The sequence below is a fragment of the Synechococcus sp. CB0205 genome (assembly GCF_000179255.1).
Classification (GTDB): Bacteria; Cyanobacteriota; Cyanobacteriia; order PCC-6307; family Cyanobiaceae; genus Vulcanococcus.
The window spans coordinates 1-20967 of record NZ_ADXM01000061.1; the positions used below are offsets into that span (position 1 = coordinate 1).

Annotated in this window: 25 protein-coding genes and 1 pseudogene; 7 read left to right on the forward strand and 19 right to left on the reverse strand. The window is 60.9% G+C overall.

All coding sequences use genetic code 11. The features are described 5' to 3' along the window. From CB0205_RS0111875 to ppsA, 14 genes and pseudogenes are all read right to left on the reverse strand, one after another. A partial coding sequence (locus tag CB0205_RS0111875) for a HAMP domain-containing sensor histidine kinase (protein ID WP_156797963.1) occupies positions 1 to 1054 on the reverse strand: 1054 nt, incomplete at its 3' end. Positions 1055 to 2342: 1288 nt separating this feature from the next. Beyond that, positions 2343 to 3374, reverse strand: coding sequence for a hydrogenase expression/formation protein HypE (hypE, locus tag CB0205_RS0111890; protein WP_029626366.1), 1032 nt, complete (start codon positions 3372 to 3374; stop codon positions 2343 to 2345). A gap of 3 nt (positions 3375 to 3377) precedes the next feature. Beyond that, positions 3378 to 4430 (reverse strand): hydrogenase formation protein HypD, encoded by a 1053-nt coding sequence (gene hypD / locus CB0205_RS0111895; RefSeq protein WP_029626367.1) that lies wholly within the window; start codon positions 4428 to 4430, stop codon positions 3378 to 3380. Between the two features lie 16 nt (positions 4431 to 4446). Continuing rightward, positions 4447 to 4638 carry a HypC/HybG/HupF family hydrogenase formation chaperone gene (locus CB0205_RS0111900; RefSeq protein WP_010317651.1) on the reverse strand — a complete coding sequence of 64 codons (192 nt, stop codon included), beginning with the start codon at positions 4636 to 4638 and terminating at the stop codon, positions 4447 to 4449. 60 nt (positions 4639 to 4698) lie between these two features. Then, positions 4699 to 7005 (reverse strand): carbamoyltransferase HypF, encoded by a 2307-nt coding sequence (gene hypF, locus CB0205_RS0111905; RefSeq protein WP_010317653.1) that lies wholly within the window; start codon positions 7003 to 7005, stop codon positions 4699 to 4701. Continuing rightward, entirely contained in the window at positions 6989 to 7684 is a 696-nt protein-coding gene (gene hypB, locus CB0205_RS0111910) for a hydrogenase nickel incorporation protein HypB (RefSeq protein ID WP_010317656.1), read from the reverse strand. The genes hypF and hypB overlap by 17 nt, the downstream gene beginning before the upstream one ends. Next, positions 7684 to 8025, reverse strand: a complete 342-nt coding sequence (locus CB0205_RS0111915) for a hydrogenase maturation nickel metallochaperone HypA (protein ID WP_010317658.1) — start codon at positions 8023 to 8025, stop codon at positions 7684 to 7686. The genes hypB and CB0205_RS0111915 overlap by 1 nt, the downstream gene beginning before the upstream one ends. Beyond that, positions 8018 to 8485, reverse strand: coding sequence for a hydrogenase maturation protease (locus tag CB0205_RS14815; RefSeq protein WP_010317660.1), 468 nt, complete (start codon positions 8483 to 8485; stop codon positions 8018 to 8020). Before CB0205_RS14815 ends, CB0205_RS0111915 begins: the two co-directional genes overlap by 8 nt. Beyond that, positions 8482 to 9953 (reverse strand): annotated as a pseudogene (locus CB0205_RS14820) (Ni/Fe hydrogenase subunit alpha). The gene CB0205_RS14815 and the pseudogene CB0205_RS14820 overlap by 4 nt, the downstream one beginning before the upstream one ends. After that, complete coding sequence (locus tag CB0205_RS0111930; RefSeq protein ID WP_010317664.1) at positions 9946 to 10506, reverse strand: oxidoreductase; 561 nt, start codon at positions 10504 to 10506, stop codon at positions 9946 to 9948. Before CB0205_RS0111930 ends, CB0205_RS14820 begins: the two are co-directional and overlap by 8 nt. Beyond that, positions 10503 to 11219 carry a bidirectional hydrogenase complex protein HoxU gene (gene hoxU, locus CB0205_RS0111935; RefSeq protein WP_010317666.1) on the reverse strand — a complete coding sequence of 239 codons (717 nt, stop codon included), beginning with the start codon at positions 11217 to 11219 and terminating at the stop codon, positions 10503 to 10505. The genes CB0205_RS0111930 and hoxU overlap by 4 nt, the downstream gene beginning before the upstream one ends. Next, positions 11216 to 12772 carry a NuoF family protein gene (locus tag CB0205_RS14825; RefSeq protein ID WP_043706083.1) on the reverse strand — a complete coding sequence of 519 codons (1557 nt, stop codon included), beginning with the start codon at positions 12770 to 12772 and terminating at the stop codon, positions 11216 to 11218. Before CB0205_RS14825 ends, hoxU begins: the two co-directional genes overlap by 4 nt. Beyond that, the gene (locus CB0205_RS15530; protein ID WP_010317670.1) at positions 12769 to 13206 is read right to left on the reverse strand and encodes an NAD(P)H-dependent oxidoreductase subunit E; all 438 of its coding nucleotides are present in this window, start codon (positions 13204 to 13206) and stop codon (positions 12769 to 12771) included. Before CB0205_RS15530 ends, CB0205_RS14825 begins: the two co-directional genes overlap by 4 nt. A gap of 57 nt (positions 13207 to 13263) precedes the next feature. Further along, positions 13264 to 15654, reverse strand: a complete 2391-nt coding sequence (gene ppsA / locus CB0205_RS0111950; RefSeq protein ID WP_198001941.1) for a phosphoenolpyruvate synthase — start codon at positions 15652 to 15654, stop codon at positions 13264 to 13266. Positions 15655 to 15872: 218 nt separating this feature from the next. Between ppsA and CB0205_RS16155 the strand changes: the two genes are divergently transcribed. Together CB0205_RS16155 and CB0205_RS0111960 are read left to right on the forward strand one after the other, a co-directional pair. Continuing rightward, on the forward strand, positions 15873 to 16355 hold the full coding sequence (locus CB0205_RS16155; RefSeq protein WP_156797964.1) for a hypothetical protein: 483 nt from the start codon (positions 15873 to 15875) through the stop codon (positions 16353 to 16355). Between the two features lie 47 nt (positions 16356 to 16402). After that, positions 16403 to 16585, forward strand: a complete 183-nt coding sequence (locus CB0205_RS0111960; RefSeq protein WP_156797965.1) for a hypothetical protein — start codon at positions 16403 to 16405, stop codon at positions 16583 to 16585. A gap of 128 nt (positions 16586 to 16713) precedes the next feature. On the opposite strand, the gene CB0205_RS0111965 is transcribed toward CB0205_RS0111960, so the two are convergent. Both CB0205_RS0111965 and CB0205_RS0111970 read right to left on the reverse strand, forming a co-directional pair. Beyond that, complete coding sequence (locus CB0205_RS0111965) at positions 16714 to 16887, reverse strand: hypothetical protein (RefSeq protein WP_010317678.1); 174 nt, start codon at positions 16885 to 16887, stop codon at positions 16714 to 16716. 189 nt (positions 16888 to 17076) lie between these two features. Next, positions 17077 to 17580 (reverse strand): hypothetical protein, encoded by a 504-nt coding sequence (locus CB0205_RS0111970; protein WP_010317680.1) that lies wholly within the window; start codon positions 17578 to 17580, stop codon positions 17077 to 17079. A gap of 404 nt (positions 17581 to 17984) precedes the next feature. Here CB0205_RS0111970 and CB0205_RS16160 point away from each other — a divergent pair, with 404 nt between their 5' ends. The 3 genes from CB0205_RS16160 (at position 17985) to CB0205_RS16165 (ending at position 18692) form a co-directional block, all read left to right on the forward strand. Beyond that, a complete protein-coding gene (locus CB0205_RS16160; RefSeq protein WP_156797966.1) occupies positions 17985 to 18140 on the forward strand; it encodes a hypothetical protein in 156 nt (51 codons plus the stop codon). A gap of 49 nt (positions 18141 to 18189) precedes the next feature. Beyond that, positions 18190 to 18453, forward strand: coding sequence for a hypothetical protein (locus tag CB0205_RS0111980; protein WP_010317684.1), 264 nt, complete (start codon positions 18190 to 18192; stop codon positions 18451 to 18453). 62 nt (positions 18454 to 18515) lie between these two features. After that, positions 18516 to 18692: a hypothetical protein gene (locus tag CB0205_RS16165; RefSeq protein ID WP_010317686.1), complete on the forward strand. Its 177-nt coding sequence runs from the start codon at positions 18516 to 18518 to the stop codon at positions 18690 to 18692. Positions 18693 to 18859: 167 nt separating this feature from the next. Here CB0205_RS16165 and CB0205_RS14835 read toward each other — a convergent pair whose 3' ends face one another. From CB0205_RS14835 to CB0205_RS0112000, 3 genes are read right to left on the reverse strand one after another with little or no spacing between them, the layout of a single operon-like run. Beyond that, a complete protein-coding gene (locus tag CB0205_RS14835; protein WP_010317688.1) occupies positions 18860 to 19288 on the reverse strand; it encodes a hypothetical protein in 429 nt (142 codons plus the stop codon). Positions 19289 to 19304: 16 nt separating this feature from the next. Next, positions 19305 to 19451: a hypothetical protein gene (locus CB0205_RS16170; RefSeq protein WP_010317690.1), complete on the reverse strand. Its 147-nt coding sequence runs from the start codon at positions 19449 to 19451 to the stop codon at positions 19305 to 19307. Positions 19452 to 19455: 4 nt separating this feature from the next. Further along, complete coding sequence (locus tag CB0205_RS0112000) at positions 19456 to 19755, reverse strand: hypothetical protein (protein ID WP_029626373.1); 300 nt, start codon at positions 19753 to 19755, stop codon at positions 19456 to 19458. Positions 19756 to 19866: 111 nt separating this feature from the next. Here CB0205_RS0112000 and CB0205_RS0112005 point away from each other — a divergent pair, with 111 nt between their 5' ends. Both CB0205_RS0112005 and CB0205_RS0112010 read left to right on the forward strand, forming a co-directional pair. Beyond that, on the forward strand, positions 19867 to 20529 hold the full coding sequence (locus CB0205_RS0112005) for a L,D-transpeptidase (protein ID WP_010317694.1): 663 nt from the start codon (positions 19867 to 19869) through the stop codon (positions 20527 to 20529). Beyond that, positions 20510 to 20965, forward strand: a complete 456-nt coding sequence (locus CB0205_RS0112010; RefSeq protein WP_010317697.1) for a hypothetical protein — start codon at positions 20510 to 20512, stop codon at positions 20963 to 20965. The genes CB0205_RS0112005 and CB0205_RS0112010 overlap by 20 nt, the downstream gene beginning before the upstream one ends. Positions 20966 to 20967: the final 2 nt, after the last annotated feature.

Genomic DNA, 20967 nt, shown 5'->3' on the forward strand with positions numbered 1-20967 from the left:
CTGGAAGACTCAGGCATATCTGTGCACCGCCAAGTTGTTTGGAGCTGCCCAGGATGAGCTCCCCGCTGTGCCCTAAAGCAATTGTCTCTACACACAAAATTCCAACGCCCATCCCACTCTCGCCCTTGCTCTCAAGGAGTAGTTCCTGACTTCTCTTGCTTGGCAGTCCCTTCCCGCTATCGGCGACCTGCAACAGGACATTGCCTCTCTTTCGAGTAACCGAGACTTGAATCCTACGTTTTCGTCTGTAGTTCTTATTGGCGGCATCGCTTGCATTCTTCAGTAGATTATCGACCGCTATTAGGAGCTGATCCTTGTCCCCGTGTACACATTGATGGTTCGTGCTGCGTTTGAACTCAATATCGATCTTGGTATTCTCTTCTTTGTGCTTCCACCTTTTTAAGCGGTTTTCAACCAAACTTGTTACGTCGACTGTTTCGAAACTATTCTTGTCCTCTCGCAATAGGCGTGTGACTGTTCGCACCAGCTGATCGATCTCCTCGGCGCTTTGCTGGATTTGTCTGATCTCTGTTCTGACTTTTGTTGTTAGATCAGATTTCTGTGCTGTGCGGAAGCACAGTAATTTGCACTCAATAATTACGTGACTCAGCGGTTGCCGTATTTCATGAGCAAGTATTGAGGCTCTCAGGCTTTGCTCCAGCTTTGATTGCAGGCGGCCTTGCTGCTTCACCTGCTCGGAGTGCTTCTGCTCCAGTTGGCTTCTCAAATATGCAGCCCAGATGCACACCGCTATCAATACAAGCCGGCGCAGGACCAACAGAGTCCATTCGTTTTGCGTTAGTTCGATTTCCTGGGTGATCAGGAACGATCCCTGCATGCCCATGGACGCAATCAGGAGAAGGCTTTCCTGCCAATGGTTCAGCACCAATATCCCTGCAACTGCTACCAAGAACGCCCATGGCGGTGATCGCAGAGCGAAGTCACTCAAGTAACGGCTGTCGACCTGGGTGTGTACCAGTACCGATGTGCCAAGAAGAACCCCTGTTATTCCCCAGCTGTTTTTAGCTGTTCCCCGTAGCCCTGCCGCAGACATGGCATCCCTTGGGTGAGTCTACATCCAATCTGCATCACCGCGGGACCTGCCGCCACGGCAGGCTCCCCTGACGTCACTGCCTTTCCTTGAGTTCCACTGCACTGCAACGGTTCTTGGTGATCAGCGTCTTCCTGGATGCCCTGTTTGGAGCGCCTCTGTTTGTGTTCCACGGGCTCTGTGGTTTTCGTCATTGAGGCCCATCGGGGCCGTCTTTGACCTTCTCCATTTCAAGTCGACACTGCTTCCTTGTTGCCCGTTTGTCTTGACTAGGAAGGACTCTATGTAGCCGCGGTGGTGAATGCTATGGCCTGTCTTTGTGACGTGATGGTGGTAGTCGCACAGGTTCGTTCTGTACATGAGCGATCCTCTCTCGACTTCCTTCTAGTCATTGACCACCCTCTTTCTCCTGCCCTGTGTCAGATCTCCCGCGCCATCGAATCTGATTTGCTCCGCCTTCGTCTTCTTGGCCATCGGACGTGCTGTTGCCTGGCCCAGCCTGGGCAGTCTTGCACTCGTTCTGCTGTCTCTTGGTTCCACTTCTCGCCGCTGGCCAGTTGCCTCGATCGCTTTACTTCCTTCTCGCGTGATTGGATCTCCCGTTTCTGTGTCGACCCGTTCTTCGCGTTTCAGTTTTTCGGTTAGCGCTTAGATGCGGCCGGCAGAAGCGTTGATGTGTCCTGTTGTCTTCCTTCTGCCTCATTGCTTTGTGTGCTTTCCAGAGTCCTTCGATTATGGCGCAATTGAGATCCTTGTCGCACACACGATAATTGCCGTTTCCAATCGATTCAATGGTGCCTCCATTCGGTGTCCTGTGAATCTCCTTAGGATCAAGCATTGCAACCCTGTCTCTTCTCTTCTGTCCTAGCCCGTGTTTCCCTCCTCGCCTATTTCCTTCCGGAATCGCGGCATCATTGCGGCGTTGAGCGTTACCTTCTGCTCGCTTGTGGTCAGCTTTTCACTTCTTCTTTGATGTTGGTTGGCACCACGCTTCTTTCTACGCTGCGTCTACGACTCCTTCCTCGGCCAATGCCTGGCTGAGTTTCTTTAGCAGCACCCCCATCCACGGTTGCCATACCACCCGGCCGTAGGGGTGCTTTATCGGCCGATAACGTGATCTCGCCTGGATTGTGTTGAAGAGTAGTCGCGCTTCCTGTTTGTTGAGCTGCACTGTGATCGGTCTGTCCACGAGGTCCTTCAAGCATCACTCAAGTGTGACTTTGATTCTTTGCTCTTTTCGTTTTTGATCACATCTGCATTGCATCTGCCTCCGTGTCACGTTCCTTTGCGGTCAACAGATTCTCGGTATCTGCTCCCCTTCAGCGAGAACCACTGGGCAATTCACCCCCAGCTCGCTGATCAAGCTGACCGGATAGCGCACGTCTAGAGATGATCCATCGGCCCATCTCTTTCCAACCGTGCCAACCCTTGCTGCTTCTGGTTCATATCGCTGAAGCACCGTCAAGGCAAGACCCACCTGCTCGGCAGGGCAGATCACCAGCATCCGACCCTCGTTCGCCATTGCTATTGGATCGAGCCCAAGGACCTCGCAGGCCGCGTTCACGCTTGGATGCACTGGAATGCGCTGCTGCTCGAGCTGCAGGGTGCACTGACCACTTCTTGCGATCTCATCGCTTGCACTCGCCAAGCCCCCCCTCGTCAGATCACGAAGGCAGTGCAGCTCCACTCCGGCTGCCAGTAGCTCCATCACCGGCTCCAGCAGGCAGGCCAGATCACTCTCGATTGGGCTCCTCAAACCCAATTCAGCGCGCGCCGACAGCACGGCTAATCCGTGGCGCCCAAGGTCGCCACTGACGATGACGGCATCACCTGGCCTGATGGCGCTTGGACTGATGTTCAGCGGGTGTTCCACCACTCCAATGGCTGTGCTGTTGATGAACAACCCATCACCCTTTCCCCGTTCCACCACCTTTGTGTCCCCGGTGATCACCTCCACGCCGATGCCTCGGCAGGCCTCGCCCACTGAATCGATCACCCGAGCCAGACAGTCGACTTCAAGACCCTCCTCGATGATCAGCGACAGGCTCAGGGCGAGTGGTCTTGCCCCCGCCATGGCCAGGTCGTTCACGCTTCCATAGACCGCCAGTCGTCCGATGTCTCCCCCGGGGAAGAACAAGGGCCTCACCACATAGGAGTCTGTGCTGAACGCCAGTTGCGGGCCGGGTGTGTAGAGGAGTGCCGCATCATGCAGCACGTTCTTCTGGTGGCCGAGCTTTGGCACCACCAACTCGGTGATCAGCTCCCGCATTAGGCGGCCGCCACCCCCATGCCCCATCTGGATTCTTCCGTCGGGTGGCTGCATCGCTCAGTGATGAAACCTGAAATAGGCGGCACAGGCCCCCTCGCTTGAGACCATCGGTGCCCCCAATGGGTGAGCGGGAGTGCAGGCGTCTCCAAAGCTTGGACACTCGCCTGGCCGCATCAAGCCCCTGAGAACCTGACCACTTGGGCATTGCCCATTGCCGTAGGGCTGTCCGTCCAGCTCCTCCGGCTCCATCGCCAGAGCTGAATAAGGGTCACGCAACCGATATCCGCCTTTGCCGATGACCCCGAGACCTCGCCACACCCTGTCGACGGGTTCAAAGACGGTCTCAATCAACCGGCGAGCGTCCCTGTTCCCCCCCTGATCGACGACCGCCTCGTAGGCATTCCTGAGGTCATGGCGTCCTTCCTCCAGCTGCTTGATGCAGCACAAAATCCCTCGTAGCAATGCCTCCGGGCTGAACCCAGTCATCACGATCGGGCGTCTGTGCTGCGCCGCCAGATCCACGTACTCAGCCTCTCCCATGACCGCACAGACGTGCCCAGCAGCCAGTAAGCCCTGCACAGTGCAGGCCGGGTCCCCGAGCAATTGATCCAGTGCTGGCGCAACCCGGACATGGGCCATCAACAGTCGAAGATTCGTGAGCCTCTGCTGATGGGCCTGTTGAACCAGTAGGCCCGTCGCGGGGGCCGTGGTCTCAAAGCCCACCGCCAGAAACACCACCTGACGATCCGTTTCCCGCCTTGCGATCTCCAGCACATCAAGGGGGGAGTAGATCACACGTACATCGGCACCTTCCGATCGGCACCCCAGCAGATTGCTCCCATCGCTACCAGGCACTCGAAGCATGTCGCCGTAGGAGCAGAGCGTGACCTCAGGCTTTTTGACCAAAGCAATGGCCTGATCAATGCGTTCGCTGTCTGTCACACAGACCGGGCAGCCAGGCCCGTGGATCAGGTCGATCGAGTCTTCCAGCAGCCGATCCAGCCCATGGCGCAGTAGGGCATGGGTCTGACCGCCGCAGACCTCCATCACTGTCCAGCGCTGGCTGCAGCAGCCCCGTATTTGCTCGAGCAAAGCGACGCATTCACTCATCTGCCCAGCTGCAGCGTCATCGCTCCGGCTCCATCACCTTCAGAGCCACCCCGACATGCACCAGCAGCTGGTCCCCGATCTGAGCCGTCGGGACGCAGGCCAGGCTGACCTGGCGCAGGACCCCTGCAAAGGAAACATCCCCCACACGCCAGAGGGGGTCGGGGTGGTGATTGCTGCTGACTAACTCACCAGCGACGGCCAGGCACATGCCTTCCTAGTGGCGTTCAGCTCGTTCTATGCGGGGTTTTGGCGCCCGTTGGCCGCTGCCTCAGATCTGCGGCACAGCCAGCAGCTGACCGATCGGGAGGCTGGCGTCATTGCAGGGCAGTTGCTGACACCAAATCGCTCGGACACCGACCTGTTGCAGCCCCAGAACGCAACGTTCCAAGAGCAACTTGTTCTGGAAGCAGCCCCCCGCCAGAAGCAGTTGATCAACGCCCTGGGACTGCGCCAGGTTCACGACCGCCTGGGCCAGGCTTTGGTGAAACGCCAGTGAGAGCGCGGCCGGGGAGATGTTCTCCCCCAAGCCATTCAGAACGGCCTCGAGCAGTGGCGCCCAGTTCCACACCCAGATCCCTTCAGCGGCAGACCACTCCAGCGGCAGGGGGTAAGTCGGCGAGGCCTCTCCCCTCTCCAGTGCCTGGGTCGCCAACCCCTCGAGTGCCATCGCCGCCTGGGCCTCGAAGCTGCAGGTTTGCTGCACCCCAAGCAAGGCCGCGAAGCCATCAAACAGCCGCCCCATGCTGGAGCAGCGATGGCGATTCACCCCGCAGACCAGGCTCTGTTCCAGTAGCGCACGATCCGCCTCAGGGAACGCGGACCACCAGGGCGTCTCCAGTGGCTGCAGCCTGGATCGCCAGTTGGGTCCATAGGCCTCCAGCAGTATCCCCAGGGCCGCCCGTCGGGGTTCCCGTAGGGCGCGCTCTCCTCCTGGCAATGGGAATGAGCGAAGGGTGGCGACCCGCCGGTAGCCGTCGCCTTCAAGCTCCAGGGCTTCCCCGCCCCAGATCGTGCCGTCATCTCCGAGTCCAGATCCATCCCAGGCCAGTCCGCATTGCGCTCCGCTCAGGCCGTGTTCGACCATCACCGCCAGCAGATGGGCCTGGTGATGCTGCACCTGCAGTCGCCTCGCTGGAAGGGACTGGCTGAGGTGTTCGGCGTAGGCACTGGAGCTGTAGCTCCGGTGGCGATCACTCACAATCCACCTTGGAGTGACGGCGTGGCGCCGCATCCAGGTGCGGCTAGTGCTCTCGAAATGCTCGGCACCGCAGCGAGTGGAGAGATCACCAAGATCGGGGCTCAACACCCGATGCGTCTTCAGCTGTAGCGCAAAAGCACCTTTGACTTGTGCACCCACGGCCAGTTGCACCGGAGCGGAGCATGGCTGGGCTTGGGTTGGAAGGGCGAGGGGCGCGAGACCACGCCCGAGCCGCAGCACTAGGGGGGCACCAGCGGCCCAGCGCATCACGCTGTCGTCGATGCGGTTGACGATGCGCAATCCATGACTCAGCACACCATCCGCCAGGGAGGCGAGCAAGGCCTCATCGGCGTTGACATCGGCCGCAATCGGCTCCCCGGAACGATTGGCGCTGGTGCAGACCAAGGGGGAACCAACGTGCTCGAGCAAGAGCTGTTGCAAGCCACTGGCCGGGCGCATCACCCCCAACCAGGGACTCGATCCCGCCACCCGTGCATCCACACCAGCATCAGGGCTACGGCGCATCAGCACGATTGGGGCGAGAGGGGACTGCCAGAGCTCCAGTTCAGGCTCTGATGGTCGGCAGATCTCCTCGAGCGCTGCTCTGCTGCTCAGTAGGGCCAGGGGTTTTTCAGGCCGCCCCTTTCTGCTCCGCAGCCTTGCCAACGCTTGGCCGTGGGTTGGATCAGCCAGGAGTTGAAAGCCCCCGACCCCCTGCAGGGCGAGGATGCCGCCTGCTCGCAGTAGCTGCGTCGCGGCCTGCAGGCCTTCCCCGTAGTCCGCAATCCTTTGGTTCCAGCTCAGGCTTGGTCCGCAGGCCGGGCAGCTAATCGTCTGAGCATGAAAGCGGCGGTCCTCGGGATTGGCGTATTCCGCAGCGCAGGTGGCGCACGGCGGGAAGGCGGAGAAGCTGGTGTTGTCCCGCTCAAACGGCAACGTCTGCAGGAGGCTGTAGCGCGGTCCGCACTGGGCGCAACTGATGAAGGGATAGCCGAAGCGTCGGTTGCTCGGATCCAGAAGCTCGGCCAGGCATGCCCTGCAGAGGGCCAGATCTGGTGCGATCAGTGCCGAGGAACCCGGTGAAGGCTGGGAGGGCACAATCCGGAACGGTCGCTTGCCGCAGGGGATCTGACGCCAACCCGCCTGCACCTGGTCCATCCGACTGTGTGTTGGGGGATCCCTCAGCAGTTGTTTGAGAAACACCTCGAGTTGAGGCCTCGAGCCATGCAGCTCCAGGATCACGCCGCTTGTGTTGTTGGCGACCCAGCCACCCAGCCCCAGTCGTGTGGCCCTGCGATGGATGGCCGGGCGAAACCCAATGCCCTGCACCTGCCCACTGAGCTGCAGCTGCAGCGCCCACTCAGTTCCGCTGCTCATCCTGCAGCCAGGCCATGACAGCCTCTACCCCGGCTCCCGATCGAGCAGAGATGGCAAAGACCTCTGCCTGGGGAGCCGTGTCCCTGAGATTGGCGAGGGCGGCGCGGCGATCAAAGCCCACCACCTCCTCCAGGTCGATCTTGTTGATCAGCACTGCATCGACACTTTTGAATAGGGCCGGGTATTTCAGGGGTTTGTCCTCACCCTCGGTGACCGAGATCAAGGCGATACGCAGGTGTTCCCCCAACGCAAAAGCCGTGGGGCAGACGAGATTGCCGACGTTCTCGATCATCAAGAGATCCATCCCCCTGGTCTCCAGCTGATCAAAGGCGCGAGCCACCAGATCAGCCTCCAGATGGCAGAGATCGCCTGTCTGGATCTGCACAGAGCGTGCCCCTGCACTCTTCAGACGCTGGGCGTCGTTATCGGTGGCCAAATCGCCAACGATCACCCCGATGGGTGGTCGCGGCCACTGGCGCGCCAGCTGCTCGAGCAGGGCGGTCTTCCCTGACCCCGGTGCGGAGACCAGATTCACCGCGAGCAAACCGTGTTGCTCGAAGTGGATGCGGTTGTGCAAGGCCTGCTGCTCATTGCGCTCCAGCAGGTTGCGTTGGAGAACGATCCGCGTTGGCTCTGGTGTGAATGGAGCGCCCTGCTCACAGCCGCACTGGCCACACATCAGGAGACCTCCATCGAAACCAGTTCAAGTTCGCGGCCCTCGAGAACGTCGCTGGAGAGCGCACCGCAGCGGCTGCACTGATGAATCAGATCCGTGGGCCGAAAGGCCTGGCGGCAGTGAGCGCAGAAACAGCGGGTTCTCACCACCTCCAGCTCAAGCCGAGTGCTGCTCCAGGGGGGGGCTGTCGCCACCACTGCAAAGGCCTGACGCAAGGCTTCCGCATCCACGCCGGAGAGGTTGCCGATTCGCAACAGGAGCGAATGGATCGTGCTGGCTCCCTGATCTTTGGCCGCCTGTTGGGCGATGCGGCAGAGCTCATCGATCAGCGCTAACTCATGCATGACCTGATCCCCAGGCGCGGACCAGGGGCACGGCCATGGCCGCCGCTGTTGAGGTCAAGGGGGAGAGTTCCATTCCATGCTCCCAATGCAGGGAGGGGATCAGCAGCTGCCAGGCCGGTGGTCGCGAGCTGTACAAGGCCTCAGCCAGGGCCAAGAGATCCTGGGGGGTGCCCTGATGGCTCAAGGACGTCTTCGTCAGGGGGAGGCACCCCAGGGGCTCGAGTTGGGGAGAGGACCAGCGCGAACATCGCGCCGGATCGATGGTGGAATCGATGAACAACACCCGACTTGCGGTGGCAATCGGCTCCGCAAACTCCGGCATGAGCTGGTGGCTCGCAATCACTCGGCAGGGCACCGCTAACTCGTCCTGCAGGGCAGCAGCGATGCGATAGCCCGCGCTGTCATCACCCCTCTGCAGGTTGCCGATGCCAATCACAAGGGGCTTCAGCGCAGTGCTCATTCGCGTTTCAGCTCCTGGAGTAGATCTCCCTCTGCACTCAACAGCTGCACCTGCAGGGGCATGGCTCCTGCGGCATGTGTGCTGCAGGACAGGCACGGATCGAAGCAACGAATCCCCGCTTCGATGCGGTTGAGCAGTGCCTCGTTGAGCTGGGTCGCCTGGGTCTGCGTTGGGGTGAGGTAATGCCTGGCGATCTGGGTCACCGTGCGATTCATAGCCCCGTTGTTCTGGCCGGTGGCAATGATCAGATTCACCTTCTCAATCAGCCCATTGGCATCCACCCGGTAGTGGTGCAGCAGGGTGCCGCGGGGTGCCTCACTCACGCCCACGGCCTCCAGGCAGTTGACCTCTGCTCGGGCGCGCACGTGGGGGGAGCACAGCTCGGGATCATCCAGCAGCTGCTCCATCTGCTCAAGGCAGGCCAGGATCTCCACCAAGCGGGCCAGGTGATAGAGGAACGAGGCCGTCACCACGCGCCCCCCCCGTTGGCGGAACTCCAGCAACTCGCGATCGGCCCGTTCCGTGCCAATCCGCGTGCAGAGGTTCAGCCGGGCCAGGGGGCCGACGCGATAACTCCCGGCCTCCAGGCCTAAGGGCCGGTAGTAGGGGAATTTGAGGTAGCTCCAAGGCTCCACCGCTTCGGCGATGAAGGAGGCGTAGTCGTCTTCCCGCAAGCCATCGGCAAGCACTCCACCTTGGCTATCGATGACCCGGATGCCCTGGCAGAGGGATCCACTGGTGTGCTCCCAGCGATCGCCATGGCCGATCAACCCCACAAAGAGCGAGGGAAAGTGGCCAAAGACCTCGAGTTCTTCACGCAGTTGTCGATCGAGCAACTCTTTGAACACCCTCAGCCCCTGCTCGACAACGGCGAAGGCCTCGGGCAGTCCGGCTCGGATTTGGTCGCGGGTCTCGATCGCTAACGGGCTGCGTACTCCCCCCGGGACGGCCCAGGCGGCATGGATTTTGCGCCCCCCAAGGCCTCGATGACGCCCTGGCCGAATTGACGTAGGCGGATTCCACTGCGGGCCAGATCAGGGTTCGCCGCGATCAGACCAAAGATGTTGCGTCGTGCCGGATCACTGTTCCAGCCCAAGAGGAAATCGGGACTGCTGAGGTGAAAGAAGGACAGGGCGTGCGATTGGGTGATCTGCGCCAAGTTCATGAGGCGGCGCAGCTTCTCCGCCGTAGGGGGGATCGAGACCCCGAGGATCTTGTCTCCGGTTTTGGCTGCGGTCAGCAGATGACTGACCGGACAGATCCCGCAGATCCGGGCCGTGATGGCGGCCATCTCGGTGAAGGGTCTGCCCTCGCAGAACGTCTCAAAACCGCGGTATTCAGTGACGTGGAAGCGGGCCGTCTCCACCGCCCCCGAGGCATCGAGCTGGATCGAGATCTTGGCGTGACCTTCGATTCGGGTCACTGGATCGATCTGAATCCGGCGCCGTTGCTGGCTCGCTTCAGCCAAAACGGATCTCCCGGTTGGCCTGGAGCGGAGGCCGCTGATCCTGCAGCAGTGCCTCTAGCGCTGATCGGATCTGCGTCGCACTGGGCGGACATCCCGGCAGGAACATCTCCACGGCGACCAACTCATGGACTGGCAGGACCCGATCGAGGAGCTCAGGGATGAGACCTGGTGCATGGGGGCGTTGGGCGCTGCTGTCGGCTAGATCCAGGTAGCCGCGCCGGAGCACGGGATCGGCGCCCTGGAGCATGTTGCGCATCCCTGGGACGTTGGCCGTGATGGCGCAATCGCCAAAGCTCACCAGGATTTGTGAGTTGGCCCTCACCTGCAGCAGCAGTTCCAGGTTGTCCTCGTTGGCGACCCCTCCCTCCACGAGGGCGATGTCGACATTTTTGGGATAGAGCTTCTGGTCCGATCCCACCGGGCTGTAGACGATGTCGGCTTGCTCGGTGAGCTCCAGGAGCCATTCATCAAGATCGAGAAACGACATATGGCAGCCCGAACAACCCGCCAACCAAACCGTGGCCAGACGCTTGCGGGGGGAGGAGGTGCTCATGGCTGCCAGTGCTGATGGGTGCGTGCCTCGACCAGGGCCTGGAGCCGCTCTGGATGACCGTGCTTTTCTGCGCTGTTGTCCCCCTTGTGGAAGAGGGCACCGGTGGGGCAGACCTCCACGCACTTGCCGCAATCGGTGCAGGCCTGGACCTCCCCCCAGGCCTCAGCCAGGCCGGAGATGATCTGGCACTGCTCGCCCCGCCAGCCCACATCCCAGACGTGGGCGCCCTCCACTTCATCGCAGACCCGAACGCAACGGGTGCAGAGAATGCAGCGGTTGTGATCCAAGCCAAATCGCGCGTGGGAAAGATCCACTGACCGCTCTGGAAATCGATAGGGGAGGCGGCTGTGATCCATGCCCACCTGCACCGCCAGGTCCTGAAGTTCACAATCCCCATTGGCGACACAGATCGCACAGACATGGTTCCCCTCGGTGAACAGCATTTCGATCACCGAACGTCGGATCTCCTCCAATTGCGGGGTGTTGGTCTTGACCCTCATCCCCTCCTGCACGCTGGTGACACAAGCGGCCTGCAGCTTCTCTGTTCCTTCCAGTGCCACCAGGCAGAGACGGCAGGCCGCCACCGGTGACACCCCCTTGAGATCGCAAAGGGTGGGAACGGAGAGGCCCTCGGAGCGGATGGCCGCCAAGAGAGTCGTTCCGGATGAGACCGCTACATCGCGGTCGTCAATGCGCAGGGTGACGATGCTCATGGGCGCCGGTCCCTCTGCAGCAAGGCGAGAAAGTCGCCCCGGTAATGACGCAGGCTGCTCAGCACTGGATTGGGTGCGTTTTGGCCCAATCCACACAAACTGGCCTCTTTGACGGTGTGGCAGAGGCTCTCCAACTGGCTTAGGTCGGAGCCTGTCCCTTGGCCCGCCAGCAGCTTGCGCAGCAGGATCTCCAGCTGGACCGTGCCGCAGCGGCAGGGGATGCATTTGCCGCAGGACTCTTCTCGGCAGAAGGCCATGAAGAAGGCGGCCAGATCCACCATGTCGGTGGTGTCATCCATCACCACCATCCCGCCCGAGCCCATGATCGTGCCGAGCTCACGCAGGCTGTCGTAATCCACAGGGGTGTCCAGGTGGCTGGCGGGGACACAGCCCCCCGATGGCCCTCCGGTCTGGACCGCCTTGATCTGATGGCCGTTCTTTGGGCCACCGGCCATCGTCTCCACAATCGTGCGCAGGCTCGTGCCCATGGGCACTTCGACGACTCCACTGCGTTGCACGTGGCCTGTCAGGGAGAAGACCTTGGTGCCTTGGCCGTAGGCCTCCAGCCCCAGACGCAACAACGCAGGGATGTTGGCGAAGGTTTCGACGTTGTTAATCAGTGTCGGGAATCCATGGACCCCTTGCTCTGCCGGAAAGGGCGGACGGGGTCTGGGCACACCGCGCCGTCCCTCGATCGAATGGATTAAGGCGGTTTCCTCTCCGCAGACATAGGCGCCGGCTCCCACGCGAAGCTCCAGATCAAAACGGAAGCCGCTAGCGCCCACCGAGCCACCAAGCCAACCGCTCTGGCGGGCCTGCTCGATTCCCCGCCGCAACCGCTCAATCGCCAGGGGGTATTCACCGCGGACATAGATCCATCCCCGCTCTGCCCCCACAGCGAAGGCTGCAATCACCATCCCCTCAAGCAGGGTGTGGGGGTCTCCCTCCATCACCGTGCGATCCATAAAGGCACCGGGATCGCCCTCATCGGCGTTGCAGACCACGACTTTGGAGTCCCCCGGCATGGCGGCGACGGCGGCCCACTTCAAACCCGTGGGATAGCCCGCGCCGCCGCGACCCCGTAGCCCACTGCGCCTGACGCGCTCGATGATGGCCAGGGGATCGTTCTCCTGCAGAACACGCCGCAGCTGGAGGTAGGCACCGGCTGCCTCGGCCTCCTCCAATGACTCGGGGTCAATGCGCCCGCACTGCGCCAGCACCAGGCGCCGCTGCAGGGCGAGGAAGGGTTCCTCAGGCAGGATCTCTCGACTCCCGGAGGGTTGCCATGCGATCAGGGCACCGCGACTCAAGGTTGTCTCAAGCTCCGTGGGGAGGGACTCCAGCGCAGAGTGCTCAAGCGCCATCAACCGGGATCCAGCCTCGGTATCGATGACCATCAACGGCCCCTCGCTGCAGGGGCCCAGACAGCCGACCCCCTTGACCGATAGGCCTGCTTCACCCTGCCTGGCGACGGCAGCGCAGTGCTGCAGCAAGCCCTCACTCCCTCGGCTGCGGCAGCTGGTGGACGTGCAGAAACGAAGGCCGCTTCTCATGGCTTCAGCCTTCGAAGACCAGCAAGCGCTGTGGCACTGGTCTGGTGAGTCCAGATGTCGCCATCGACAACCAGCAGTGGTCCTCCACTGCAGCTGCCGATGCAGCGCACGGAGCCCAGCTCGCACCAGGGCTGCTTGAGGGTTGTCTGGAGTGCCTTGAACAAAAGGCCTGCGCCCTGAACATGGCAAGCCGTGCCGGTGCAAACCAGGCACTGATGCCGAGGAGGAGGACTGAGGCGAAAGAGGTGATAAAAACTCGCCGTGCCCTGCACGCGGCTCAAAGGCAATCGCAGGAGACCGGCGACATGGCGCAGAAGACTGGGGCTGAGGTGGCCATAGATCTGTTGAGCGGCGGCGAGCACCTCCAGCAGGGCCTCGGCTTGGTAGCCGTGACGCCTCAGAACTGGATCTAACGCATCAAAAACAGGCGACATCGCCCCAGCTCGCTCATCTCCGCAAGGTATTGAGGAGATGACTGGCGAACGGCAACCTCAGCAGAGCTGCTGCTCAATGCTGGCAATGGCCAGTCGTGTCTTGATCACAGCATCGGGATTGAGGCTGATGGAGTCGATGCCTTCCTTGACCAGGAACTCCGCGAACTCTGGATAGTCACTCGGGGCCTGTCCGCAGATTCCGATCTTGGAACCGCATTGCTTCGCGGTCCGAATGGCCAAGCGCACCATCTCCAGTACTGCTGGGTGACGTTCATCAAAGAGCTCGGCCACCAGAGCGGAATCCCGGTCCAGGCCCAAGGTGAGCTGGGTGAGGTCATTGGAGCCGATGGAGAAGCCATCGAAACGCTGGGCAAAGGCTTCGGCCGCCATGACGTTGCTTGGCAGTTCACACATCACATAAACCTCAAGACCCTGCTCTCCTCGCACCAGACCATGGAGGGCCATCTCCTCCAGCACCCGATCCCCCTCTTCCGGGGTGCGGCAGAAGGGCACCATTGGGATGACATTGCTCAGTCCCATGTGCTGGCGAACAGCGATGAGGGCCATGCATTCCAAGGCGAACGCCTCACGAAAGGCCGGTGAGGTGTAACGCGATGCACCACGCCAGCCGAGCATCGGGTTCGCCTCGACGGGCTCAAATCCGCTGCCCCCCAGCAGCTTGGCGTACTCGTTGCTTTTGAAGTCGGAGAAACGCAGGACCACAGGCCTTGGGTAAAAGGCTGCGGCCAGACGTCCAATTCCCTGCGCTAGTCGATCGACGTAGTAGTCGGCGGGGTTGGCGTAGCCGGCCGTGAGCTGAAGGATCGCCTGCTGCTCCTCCTGGCTCACCACCCGGTTGAGGTGGAGCAACGCCATCGGATGCACACGGATCTGGTTGGCGATGATGAACTCCAGCCGGGCCAGGCCCACGCCATCGCATGGAATGGCCGCAAGGTTGAAGGCCTCCTCCGGGTTCCCCACATTCATGAGGATCTGGGTTCGAGTCGCGGGCAGATCCCCCACAGCGCTCTCCTCCACCCGGAAGGGCAGGGCACCGCGATAGACGCGCCCCTCATCACCTTCGCAACAGCTCAGCGTGATGGTTTCTCCATCCAGGATGCGCTCTGTCGCCTGGTCCGCGCCGACGACGGCCGTGATGCCCATTTCCCGAGCAATGATCGCCGCATGACAGGTGCGGCTGCCTCGGTTGGTCACCACCCCGCTGGCCCGCTTGAGCACCGGTTCCCAGTCGGGATCGGTGCGATCGGTCACCAGCAGATCACCGCTTTGAAAACGGTGAATCTCACTGGGGTGATGCAGGATCCGTGCTGCGCCACTACTGACCGATGTCCCGATGGCGCGTCCTCTGCAAAGCAACGCCGCGTCATGGGGCTCGAGATGCCAGCTCCGCAGCACGTTGGCGTCTCGGCGAGATTTCACCGTTTCAGGTCTGGCCTGAAGGATGAAGAGTTCTCCGGTCTTGCCGTCCTTGGCCCACTCGATATCCATCGGTGTGGCTTGCCCGCGTCGCTCGCTGTAGTGGGCCTCGATCTGGCAAGCCCAGCGGGCCAATTGCAGGACCTCCGATTGATCGAGGGCAAAGCGTTGCCGATGGCAGGCCGGCACCGATTCGTTCCGGGTTGATCCCGCTTGGGCGTAGACCATGCGAATGGCCTTCTCTCCCAGCCGTTGGCTGACGATCGGTGCAAAACCCTCGAGAAGGGTCGGTTTGAAAATCAGGTATTCATCAGGATTGACGGCTCCTTGCACCACGTTCTCGCCCAAGCCGTAGGCCGCCGTGAGCAGAACCACATCACGAAACCCCGACTCGGTATCGAGGCTGAACATCACCCCCGAGCAGGCCAGATCGGAGCGCACCATGCGCTGAATGCCGATCGAAAGGGCCACATCGAAGTGATCAAAGCCGTTCAGTTGCCGGTAGGAAATGGCCCGGTCGGTGAACAGTGAGGCAAAGCAACGCCGGCAGGCCTCTAGCAGTGCTGCCTCGCCCTCCACATTGAGATAGGTCTCCTGCTGACCGGCAAAGGATGCCTGTGGCAGATCTTCAGCAGTGGCGCTGGAACGCACAGCCACAGCAGGTGATCCCAGCTCTCGGTAGTGCAGCAGCAGTTGCTCCTCAAGCTCGATCGGCAGGGGTGCCTTGAGAAGGAGGTCGCGAGCGGCGGCTCCAGCTTGTTGAAGTGCGGGGAGCTGCTCTGCGTCGAGACCATCGAGGCAGTCATGCAGGCCTTGGCTGAGATGGGCGGAATCCAGGAGAACTCGGTAGGCGTGAGCGGTCGTTGCAAAGCCCGAGGGAACCTTGATGCCTTGGTTTGATAGCTCTCGGATCATCTCGCCGAGAGAAGCATTCTTGCCGCCTACAAGTGAGATGGCTTCGAGGCCAACGTGCTCAAACGGGAGGACTAACCGGAGTGCTGGAGAACGGATTGCTTTCACTTCGGTCACTACACTCTGTCTTCAAAGTAGTGAGAACCGCTTTCTCTGAACGCAGCTTTGATGCTGAGTTGGCGGCGAATCTAATCGACCTTTGTTTCTCTAGGACAGCAGGTTGACCGCTGGGCGATTCATGTTGCTGTGGATGTGCAGCATTGAACGCCAACGCCTTCGATACTGCTGAAGGTTGAGAGGTGAATGAATGTGGGTCAATGGATGATTGGCGCGTCTGTGGTTCGTTTTTAGTTGGTGCTGGAGGTGCGGCAAAGCTTCCGCCAACGTCTGAGCCCCCAGCACGGCTGACCTGGTCGAGGTCCCATGGAGAGGAGTTGGACCAGAGCCTGTCTGCAGATGGAGCCCATGACGCAGCCGATTCGTTCCTCGGCGGGAGTCATCCGCTGACGAGACGGGACGAGCCAGTCGCGGCCTTGCCGGGGCGCTTCCTATTGGATCAGGACGGTTCTGCCTGGGATTGTCTTTGCGGCCAGGGTGGATATCAAGGTGACTTGCAAGGGTTTCTGCTGGAGCTGGAGCAGAAGCCTGAGTTTCGAGCCGGCGTGATGCTGCAGGCCCTGAGTCGATTGAGGGATGTACTGAAGTCCGAGCCAGAGGATGCGGCACTGGAGACGATGGTGCCATTGCTGATGCGTGACGCACTGGTGATCTCTCGGGCGCTGTTGGAGCGGTTGCGCTGATGGAGAGCGTCTCAAGCGATCAGGTCGATGAGCTGATTGGTTTGCTGGTGGCCCTGGCCATCGAGCATGTGGTGCAGGAGCGGTTGACCCATCAAGAGGCACGCCTGATTCGTGCAGCTCTTGCGGATTCAGAACTGGATGCGCAGATCAATACAGCAAAGGAAACGGTGCTGGCGGCCTTGTTAATTACCGTGCCAGATGTTTTCAATGCAGCCCTAGGTTTTGATTGAGCCGAGGCTCTGCTGAGGGTGGTGCATGGCCTCTCAAGCACGCTTGCTGCAGCATTGAAAACCAAGTCCTGGAGACGGACAAGTTCCTCCGAGTCAGGGGAACCTGTCTGGGTTGATTCAGAATTGAACTAGCCCTCGGATCCATCCACAAGGACGAGTGCTTCCATCAGGCTGTGTTCAATGCCACGCAACGTATCGACCAGTGACAGGGCGGCGTCTTCGTCACTCCAGCCATGAATGCCCATCAGCTCATTGTGGATGGCTTCAATGGACAGCGACAGTTCATCGGTGAGCAAGGTCAAGCTCTTGCTGTGTTTTACGGCGGCATTCAGGCGATGTTTTAGCAAATCACGCCTTGATAGAGCTTTCATTGGGCTAAGCCAATTGGATCTATTGCTAGTCAACACAATCCATCTGTTCAATCGATGGTTGATGCCAGGGATACGCCTCAGAAGTGCGGCCGAATGCCGCACTTCTTGCACTCCTTGCTGTTATCGACAGCTGATCACTTGGCCCAACCAATCGATCCGGGTCGTGCCTTGATGCTCCCAGAGTTCAAAGCCTGGCGCCCTGTAGCGGGCGTCGCTGCCGGTTAGAGCGATGTGTTGATCGCCGATGGCCAGATCTGCCCCTGTTGGTGTGTAGGCCACCGAGACTGGTTCGCTCCTGCCGGCGCACTGCAGGGAGTGCCGCCAGAAGACGCTCAAGGTGTAGTCCCCCTCGCGGGTAAAGCGCAGGCCCTGCTCGCTGTTGCTGCGCTGATAGCTCTGTCCTTGTTGATCGGCCGGGAAGTGAAAGGCCCAGCGCTTGCCCATCTGAACGTTGACGTTCCCCTGGTGTTGGGAGAACTGGCAAGGACCGGACTCCAGGGCAATGGTGTGGTCGTGGCGGCTGAGCTGGCAGTAGGCCGTGGTGGTGTCGGCGCGGGCCGGAGGCTGCTGGCTCAGGGCGGCGATCCCGATCAGGGTCAACAGCGGCAGGACTGAGCGGCGCATGGCTCCTGGGCCGGTTCTCCCTGCTATAGCCCAGCAAAAACCCCTGGACCCAAACGAGCCCAGGGGTTGCGGTTTCCTCTGGAGCGTCAGTCGCTCACTTCTTGGTCAGGGCAGCGGCTCCGCCGAAGGCTGCACCGACGATGGCGATGACGGCAAGGATTTCCATGGCAGGGGGGGGAAGTGGTGGTTGTGAGTTGACTGTCTCCCCCGATGGACCTTTGGGTTTGTTCAATCTGAACCCCGTTCACAGAATCCGGTTGTCGTTGCTACGGATGGGGAAAGTCGTCAGCAGTTGCGCTCTTTCTCGGTGCGCACTTCTACCTGTTTTTCAAGAGGTGTTCAAAGCGGACAGTTCGCTGCTGTTGCGCTGCCAACGCTGAATAGACCATCCCCGGCAACCGCTCATGTCTGCGTCCCCACGTCCTGCTTCCCAACACGATCGTCCTGCGGTGCAGCAGGCCGTCTGGAGCTGGCGTGAGGAGGTGATGCGCCATCCCCACTGCCATCCGGCTGCGCTGCAGCGCACGCTCAATCCCAGTGAGGGCGTTCCCGTGCGCTAGGTCCTTCTGCGGCTTGCTTTAGGCCCCGGCGCTGTGCCTGGATGGAGGCATGACGCCTGAACTGGCTGCTGACGTTCTCGAGGCTCTGCTGCTGCTCCATGAGGAGCTCTCAGCGGATCCGGAGGCCCCTTGGTACGTGGGAATGCCGGATCAGACCCAGGTGCTGCATGACGAGCTCTGGCTGCTGGCGGGGGCTAATCCCGGAATCAAGAGCGCGGCCTTGGTGGAGCTTTGGTACGGCAAGGGACGCTCAAAGCTTCTGCCGGTGGAGTGCACCGGGGAACTGGTGAGCAGCCGGCATCAGTTGGTCTGAGCCTGCCCCCTGGTGATCGGCATGCAGCCGCCCTAGCTTGCGGTCAGCAAGAACGTTGAACCATGCAACGCAGCGATCTTGATTCTTGGATTCAAGAAATCCCCTCGACGTATCACGCCAAGATCACAACTCTGAGCGAGAAAGCCTCGGAGGTTGATCAGCTCAAGGCCAGGATTCAGGCTTTGGAGGATGAAAACGAAGACCTCAAGCGCAAGCTCGCGATTGCCTCACCGCAATAGCGTCCTAAGAACTGCTAAGGCCGATGGACGTGTTGTTCCTGGTCTCTAGCGTGCGTCCGTAGCCAGAACTTGTGGAACGCAGGTCATGGGTACGGGATGTAGCGCCGCCGGTAGGAGTACCGGCGGTTTTTTATTGGCGAAAGCATTGATTACTTGTCAGCTGTGCATCAGCCAACCCAGTTCGGGCTGTGCCTGATCACAGCAGTGCAGAACTGCAGGAGCTCCTGCGCCGTCATGTCGTGTTTGGCGTCATTGGTGCGCCAGGCGCAGATCACGAAGTCCGGTTCCGGTTGTTTGGAGGGTTGATCAAGGGTGGGGAGCATCGCGTAGCGCTTCTTGCTCTCACCTTTGCCCGTGGCCGCATCGCGGTTGTCGTAGGTGCCGATCAGCTCCCAGGCGAGCCATTCCCCGGTCCAGTGGTCGCGGCCCTCTGAGGCCAGCACCGCCTCGTGGATCGCCAGTCGGTACTGCTGCACGTTGCCCACGCCACCGCGTTTCTGATCGCGCTTCGCCAGTGTCACCGCTTTGCGCTGCACCCAGCCCGGGTAGGTGCCTTTCGCGGCATCCGGCATCCAGTCGGGGGCGGGGGTGTTCATCGTGAAGCCTCCTGATCTAGGCCCGCTGGGCACTCATCGCCTTGTAGCCCGGGTACTGGTGTTCAGCGATGGTCCGTGCTTCGGCTTGGGTGTGGGCCTGCACTTGAACCTGCAGGGTGCGGCCCTTATCGATCAGCTTCACTGCCCAGGTCGCCTGTGCCATCGCCCTAGTCCCCGCTGCTGAAGTTCAGCACCAGATCACCGGCGTCATCGCGCTCGATCGTGAACTTGAAGGAATCGACCGTGCCGCTCCAGACCCCTTCCTCGGGATCGGCCGACTCCCCGCGCTGTTGGGAGACGTCGTGGTCAAAGAGCTGCTCAAAGACATGGGCCGCGACGATCGCCGCCTGGTCCTCATCCATCTCATCGAGCTCATGGGGCTCGACCGTGCAGCCCTCGAGGGTCTCGGCATCAAGCACGTTCCCCGATCCCAGATCTTCCACCAGGGCCAGCAGTGCGTCGTCCATCGGTTCAGGGTGCCTGCCCTCATGGTGAATCCAGCGGCCCCGGCCGTCCAGGGTTGCTGCATGCAAATCCAGGCGTCCTCGCCAACATGGAGTGAGTGCGGTTGGTCTTGGATGCGACGTCTACCCTCGCTGGCCGGGATCAGCCTGGCTCTGGCCCTGAGCGGTTGCGGCGGCAGCTCTCCCAAGACCACGGCCAGTGGCGCGCCGGCCATCACGGCTCCGATCACGATTGAGCTGGATCAGAACATCCCCGCCAAGAGCCAAGGGGTGATGGTGCGCGGCGATGAGCGCACCACTTTTCAAGTGGGCTTTGGCCGGCTTGGGGTGACCTGTGCCAAGACCCGTTTCGAGGAGGGCTACACCCCCCTTGGTTCCTTCAAGGTCAACGCGATCCTCAGCAAGGACCGCTTTGAGATGGATCCCAAACTGATCGCCCAGTCCGGCAAGAGCAAGGCGGAGCTCAAGGAGACGCTCTTCAAGAACATGAACGCCATCGACTTCAAGGGCGATGGTGAGGTCGGTGAATACGGAATCGGCTACATCAGCCTGGAGCCGATCGACAGCGTCAAGCAGCCCTTTGCCTTCAATACCTACGACGGCAAATTCCGCTGGTACAGCTTCGCTATCCACGGCAGCAACAACGAACAGCGCATCGGCGAGCAGGTCACCGGCGGCTGCCTGAACGTCTCTGAACCCACCCTCAAGGCGATGCTCGCCTCGGTGCAGCTGGGCGATCAGGTGGAGGTGAAGACCGATGGCCCCTGTACCCCGTAGGCCGCTGGCCATCGATCACGCCCAACGCGTGCGGAGCCTCTGGACAGCCTGGTTCCTGTGCCTGCTGTTTCACACCGATCTGGGATTGATGCCGCTTTTCCATGGCCTCTCCCCTGAGATCGAGAGCCATGTCGCCACCGAACGTCTGCCCCTGGTGTTCTGGGCGATGCTGCTCTACTTCCTCGTTCCTCTTGGGGCTTATGTCCTGAGCAGCTACGCCTCCAGTGCCCCGGGCTGGCGGCGCTGGCGCTGGTTTCAGTTCGGTCTGAGTGTCGTCTACACCCTGACCAACACTGCCCATTTCGTCGTTGACATCCTGATCCCTGATTCGCGCTCCGATCAGGTGTTGCTGATGGCAGTGATGTTGGTGCTGGGGTTACTGATCAACGTCGAGAGCTGGCGTTGGTGCCACACCAAATCGTCGTGGCAGATTTAAAG